Source organism: Clostridium sp. 1001270J_160509_D11, from assembly GCF_015667935.1.
Lineage (GTDB): Bacteria > Bacillota > Clostridia > Peptostreptococcales > Peptostreptococcaceae > Intestinibacter.
On record NZ_JADPET010000176.1, the window covers coordinates 1 to 5,145 of the forward strand.

At 30.3% G+C, this 5,145-nt stretch carries 6 protein-coding genes; all 6 read right to left on the reverse strand.

Going from position 1 to position 5,145, the window contains the following annotated elements:
• Positions 1-190, reverse strand: a 190-nt coding sequence (locus I4U58_RS12510) for a YabP/YqfC family sporulation protein (RefSeq protein ID WP_195931676.1), incomplete at its 3' end; no start/stop codon positions are given.
• Positions 191-247: 57 nt separating this feature from the next.
• A complete protein-coding gene (locus I4U58_RS12515; RefSeq protein WP_039906471.1) occupies positions 248-490 on the reverse strand; it encodes an RNA-binding S4 domain-containing protein in 243 nt (80 codons plus the stop codon).
• Positions 491-691: 201 nt separating this feature from the next.
• On the reverse strand, positions 692-973 hold the full coding sequence (locus I4U58_RS12520; RefSeq protein ID WP_007287615.1) for an HU family DNA-binding protein: 282 nt from the start codon (positions 971-973) through the stop codon (positions 692-694).
• Positions 974-1,054: 81 nt separating this feature from the next.
• Positions 1,055-2,503 carry a nucleoside triphosphate pyrophosphohydrolase gene (mazG, locus tag I4U58_RS12525; RefSeq protein ID WP_195931677.1) on the reverse strand — a complete coding sequence of 483 codons (1,449 nt, stop codon included), beginning with the start codon at positions 2,501-2,503 and terminating at the stop codon, positions 1,055-1,057.
• A gap of 76 nt (positions 2,504-2,579) precedes the next feature.
• Complete coding sequence (locus I4U58_RS12530; RefSeq protein ID WP_195931678.1) at positions 2,580-4,196, reverse strand: polysaccharide biosynthesis protein; 1,617 nt, start codon at positions 4,194-4,196, stop codon at positions 2,580-2,582.
• A gap of 266 nt (positions 4,197-4,462) precedes the next feature.
• Positions 4,463-5,002: a stage V sporulation T C-terminal domain-containing protein gene (locus I4U58_RS12535; RefSeq protein WP_195931679.1), complete on the reverse strand. Its 540-nt coding sequence runs from the start codon at positions 5,000-5,002 to the stop codon at positions 4,463-4,465.
• Positions 5,003-5,145: the final 143 nt, after the last annotated feature.

Here is a 5,145-nt window from a genome sequence, read left to right on the forward strand (position 1 = left end):
TTATAGTACCTTGAACACTTATTATATTTTCTTCAAGATTTAACTTATTCATATCTAAGCCCTCTCCATCTATAACCATCTTACCCTCACAAGTCTGTATCTCTACTCTTTTGTCGCTAAAGGAATATATATGTTCCACTCCGGATATTAACAAATCTGATCTACCTTTTAAACTTATACTATGTTCCACTTTATCACCTCAAATTTATTTATATATTAATATAAATATACTGAGGATTTTTTAATATTATTCTACTATTTCATACATTTCCTTTGCATCAGCTTTTAAAACGTGCTCTTTTATCTCACTTATTTTAAACTTCATTTTTTTCTCACCAAAAGTTATTTCTAATACATCCCCTATTTTAACTTCCGAAGATGATTTTGCAACTTTACCGTTTATTGTAACGATTCCTTTATCACATGCATCTTTTGCTACGGTTCTACGTTTAATAATTCTTGAAACTTTTAAGTATTTATCTAATCTCATGAAACTTCCTCCTTAATTGTATGTAAAAATATTTGGTATTTATAAGTATCTAAAATTACTATAAAAAGGCAAAAAAGAACTAAGCATTATAATTACTTAGTTCTTTTTATCTTAAAAATATTATTCATCTCTTGCAAAGTAATTATTTAAAATTACTATACTATATTATTAATGTTTAGATTTTAAATACCTAAATTTATATTATGCTTCGTTTATTGCTTCTTTAAGAGATTTTCCAGCTTTGAATACTGGAGCTTTTGAAGCTGGTATATCTATTTCTTGTTGTGGGTTTCTTGGGTTTCTACCTTTTCTTGCAGCTCTTTCTCTAGTTTCGAAAGTCCCAAATCCAACTAATTGAACTTTATCTCCTGATACTAATGCTTCTTGGATTGATTCCATTAAAGCGTTTAATGCCATTTCAGCTTCTTTCTTTGTTAATTCACTTTTTTCTGCCATTCTTGATACTAATTCAGCTTTATTCACAATATTTACCTCCTAAATTGTTTCTCATATAAAACTTATTAATTCTTAGTTCTATACGTACTAGAAATTTCCTTCTAAAATTTATTGAAATTTAGCCTTTTCCCAAAGTTCGTCCATTTCTTCTAGTGTCATATCTTCCAGTCTTTTGTTTAATTTTATAGCACCCTGCTCTACAAAGTCAAATCTTTTGATAAATTTGTCATTTGTAAGGTTAAGCGCCTCCTCTGGATCTACCTTTAAAAATCTCGCTAAATTTACTATTGAAAATAATAAGTCTCCCAACTCTTCCTTTATGTATTTTATATTCCCAGATTTACATTCGTCAAGTAGTTCTTTATATTCTTCCTTAACTTTTTTGTGGACATCTTCGATATCGTCCCAATCAAATCCAACTAAAGCCGCCTTTTTTTGAATTTTTTGGGCTTTCATTAAAGCTGGTAAATACGCAGGAATTCTTTCCAATCCTTCTGTAACAGTTGTTTCACCTTTTTCTTCTCGTTTAAGGTCTTCCCATGTTTTATCAAACTCATTCATATCAATTTCTTGATTTTTAAAAACATGCGGATGTCTATGTATTAATTTCTTACATATTGCACTTGTAACGTCTCCTAAGTTGAAGTATCCATCTTCTTCCCCTATCTGACAGTGGAATATTACTTGTAATAATACATCTCCTAGCTCTTCTATAAGTTCGTCTATATCGTCGTTGTCTATTGCTTGATTTACTTCGTAAGCTTCTTCAATTAAAGATTTTTTTAATGTTTCATGAGTTTGTTTTCTATCCCACTCACATCCCTCAGGACTTCTTAAAACTTTCATAACTGATTGTAAATCATAAACAGTATTATACATTTTTGTTGCAGACTTAGGTATGTATAAACTTGTTAAGTAGTTAAATAAATCTCTATGTCTGTCAATTTCGTATAATTTAACTAAAACCTTTTGTTCTTGACCTTTGATTCCAGCTCCATTTACGATATATACTTCTTGTTCGTCGTCATAGTAATCCATAAGTTTAATCTTTACGTTTGATGCAATAAACTCATCATATACCTGTGTGATAATTGTATTAGTTCTTGGATCAATAGGCGAATTTTCAAGTTCAAAAGCATCTATTAATCTAAATCCATCTGCTGGGTCTACTGCTAAATAGTTGAACATAGCGTCTACAAAGCTCATAGAGGCTACTACATCTACTTCTATGTTGTTTTGTTTAGCTAAATCTTCTATTATTCCTACAGTCTTTTCTGCGACCCTTGGATGTCCAGGAACTGCATACACTAAATCTCCTTTTTTAGATTCTTCTATTATGAATTCTGATATGTGAAAATATACATTTTCAAAGTTTTCTTCTTTTTCATAGAAGTAATCTAAACTTGTATAGTTTATTTGTTGTTTTAATTGATCCACAGTTGGATGCTTTTCTGTTCTCAGAAAAATTCTATCAGATGATTGTAATAATTCTAAGGCCCCTTGGCTTATTAAAGAATAATCTCCAGGTCCTAAACCTACAATTGATATTTTACCCATTTTACCACTCCTAATGACTACACTTTAAAACAATATCATTATAATTATTGTCTTTATCTCAATATCTATTCCTATTCTAATTCATTAACTTTAATTTTTTTAACATTCTATAGATTTTTTCACCTTTTGGCATTAGTAATATTTCTTCTTTTCTCATACCACCGATAGCAAGTAATACTATAACGTATACTAATCCACCTATCATGATTGATATTAAAGTTGAAAGTGTGTTACTAGCTAATATTTTGAATGTTAATGCATAACTCATTTTAACAACAACAAACATAGTTATTACTGTTAATAATGGTTTTAATAAAAATTCTTTTTTCGAGAATTTCATATTTAAGTGTTTCTTTATGTATAAAAACTCTATTAACGCTGCAACTGCATATGCTGTTAAAGTTCCTATAGCTGAACCAAATATATTTATAGATGGTATTCCTGTTAATGTATAACTTAGTATTACTTTAAATACCATACCTATTGCTAATGCAATAACTGGTACCATTGGTTTACCAATACCTTGAAGTATACCGTTTTGCGCATATATTAATCCTAAGAATATAGCAGAAGGCGCACAAGCAAATAACATTTTTCCTATTGCCCCTGTTTCACTTGGATATAATAAACTCATTATTGGAGTTGCTAATGCAGCTAATCCAAATGCACATGGTAATACTATTATTAATATTAATTTAATTCCGTTTCTAGCTTCTTTTTTAACTCTTCCACGTTGATTTAACGCATAAGCTTCTGAGATAGATGGAACTAAACTCATACCTATAGCTTGATCTATAAATACCGGTAAGTTAACTGTTGCCATAGCCATACCTGTTAATTGACCTAATAAAGAGTTTGCTGTATCAACATCAAATCCAGTTTCTTGAAGTCTTCTTACAACCACTATACTATCAACCATATTAACTAAAGGCATAACACAAGCACCTATAGTTATTGGTACTGCAACATATAAAATTCTTTTTAATACTGTTTTTGTACTTTCAACTCTAAAGTTCTTACTTAATTCAAGTTCTGCACGACGCTCTTTTGAAGTTCTTAAGTACGCTAAAATTAAAAATACTATTGATGCAAATCCACCTATTGCTGCTCCTAATACACCACCAGCAGCTCCTTGTTCTGGTCCAAAACTAACCATCCAATAATAAGCGATTGCTATACCTAAAACAACTCTGAAGAATTGTTCTACCATTTGAGAAATAGCAATTTTGCTCATTTCTCTTCTACCTTGGAAATATCCTCTGAATGAAGACATTAACGGTACAAATAAAAGTGCTGGCGCTATCGCCTTCATACTTGCTAATGCACCTTCATTTTTCATAATACCATTAACTATGAAATCAGCTCCAAAATAGAATATACAGAATGAAACAAGACCTGTAAGGAATAATACAGTTGATGCCACTCTGAACGTCTTAGCAGCTCCGCCATAATCCCCAATAGCCCTTTTTTCTGAAACTAATTTAGCTAAGGCAGTCGGAAACCCAGCTGTTGCTAATGTTAAAAATAATGTATAAACAGGGTATACAGCTTGGTAATATCCCATACCAGTAGAACCTATTAAGTTCCCAAGTGGTATCCTAAAGAATGCCCCCATTATTTTAACAACAACACCTGCTGCACCAAGTATAAGTGCTCCCTTTAAGAAGGAGTCTTTATTTTTGTTGTTATCCATGACACATGACCTCCATTTTATTAAACATATGAAATTATATTCATTCAAATTTCAAATAATATCATTTCATTTTAAAATACAAAGACTGCTTATATACAAACTCCGATTCTTTGTATATAAACATTTGTAATAAATTTTAATATATCACACTTCTAATGATTTATTCAATATTTTCCACATTTTTAATAATGTCTTAAGATTTTGTTTATAAATCGTTTCAGAATATCTAAAAATTAAAGACCCTATAAAAAGGGTCTCTTGATAAATTATTGAACTTGCTTTCCTAAGAAACTACATGCTACTTTAAGGATTTTGTCGATTCCTTCTTGTAACTTTTCGTTTTCTTTAGCAACTATAACTATACTTCCTATACAGTCCCCAGATACGCTTATTATAGGCATTATCATTTGTTCACTATATGAATTGCTATCTTCTTTGTATAGAGGTATTTTATTCTCGTCTTTTATTTCTTTTGTTTCTCTATTTTCTATTAATTGTTCTAATTCTTTACTTATACTTTTTTCTTTGTAATCTTTTTTAGGTAATTTTGATACAGATATTATAGAGTCTAAATCTGTTATAACAACTCCGTATCCTAATGTTTCACCTAATGTTTCAGCATATTCTTGTGAGAATTCATTTAATTCACCTATTGGAGAATATTTTTTTAATATAACTTCTCCGTCTTTAGCTGTGAATATTTCTAGCGGATCCCCTTCTCTTATTCTTAAAGTTTTTCTTATTTCTTTTGGAATAACAACTCTTCCTAAGTCATCTATTCTTCTAACTATACCTGTCGCTCTCATTTATGATAATCCTCCATTAATTTCTTTTATTGTATTTTTGCCATTGAAAAGAAAAATATACAAATTGAAACCTTGGGTTTACGGCCTGTGGGATTCTCACCCACATCTCGCTACTCATGCCAACATTCTCACTTCTATACAGT

Bases quoted from the DNA above. Each gene is read 5' to 3' on its own strand.
- I4U58_RS12515 (WP_039906471.1), bottom strand. From the start codon at position 490: ATGAGATTAGATAAATACTTAAAAGTTTCAAGAATTATTAAACGTAGA.
- mazG (WP_195931677.1), bottom strand. From the start codon at position 2,503: ATGGGTAAAATATCAATTGTAGGTTTAGGACCTGGAGATTATTCTTTA.
- I4U58_RS12530 (WP_195931678.1), bottom strand. From the start codon at position 4,196: ATGGATAACAACAAAAATAAAGACTCCTTCTTAAAGGGAGCACTTATA.
- I4U58_RS12535 (WP_195931679.1), bottom strand. From the start codon at position 5,002: ATGAGAGCGACAGGTATAGTTAGAAGAATAGATGACTTAGGAAGAGTT.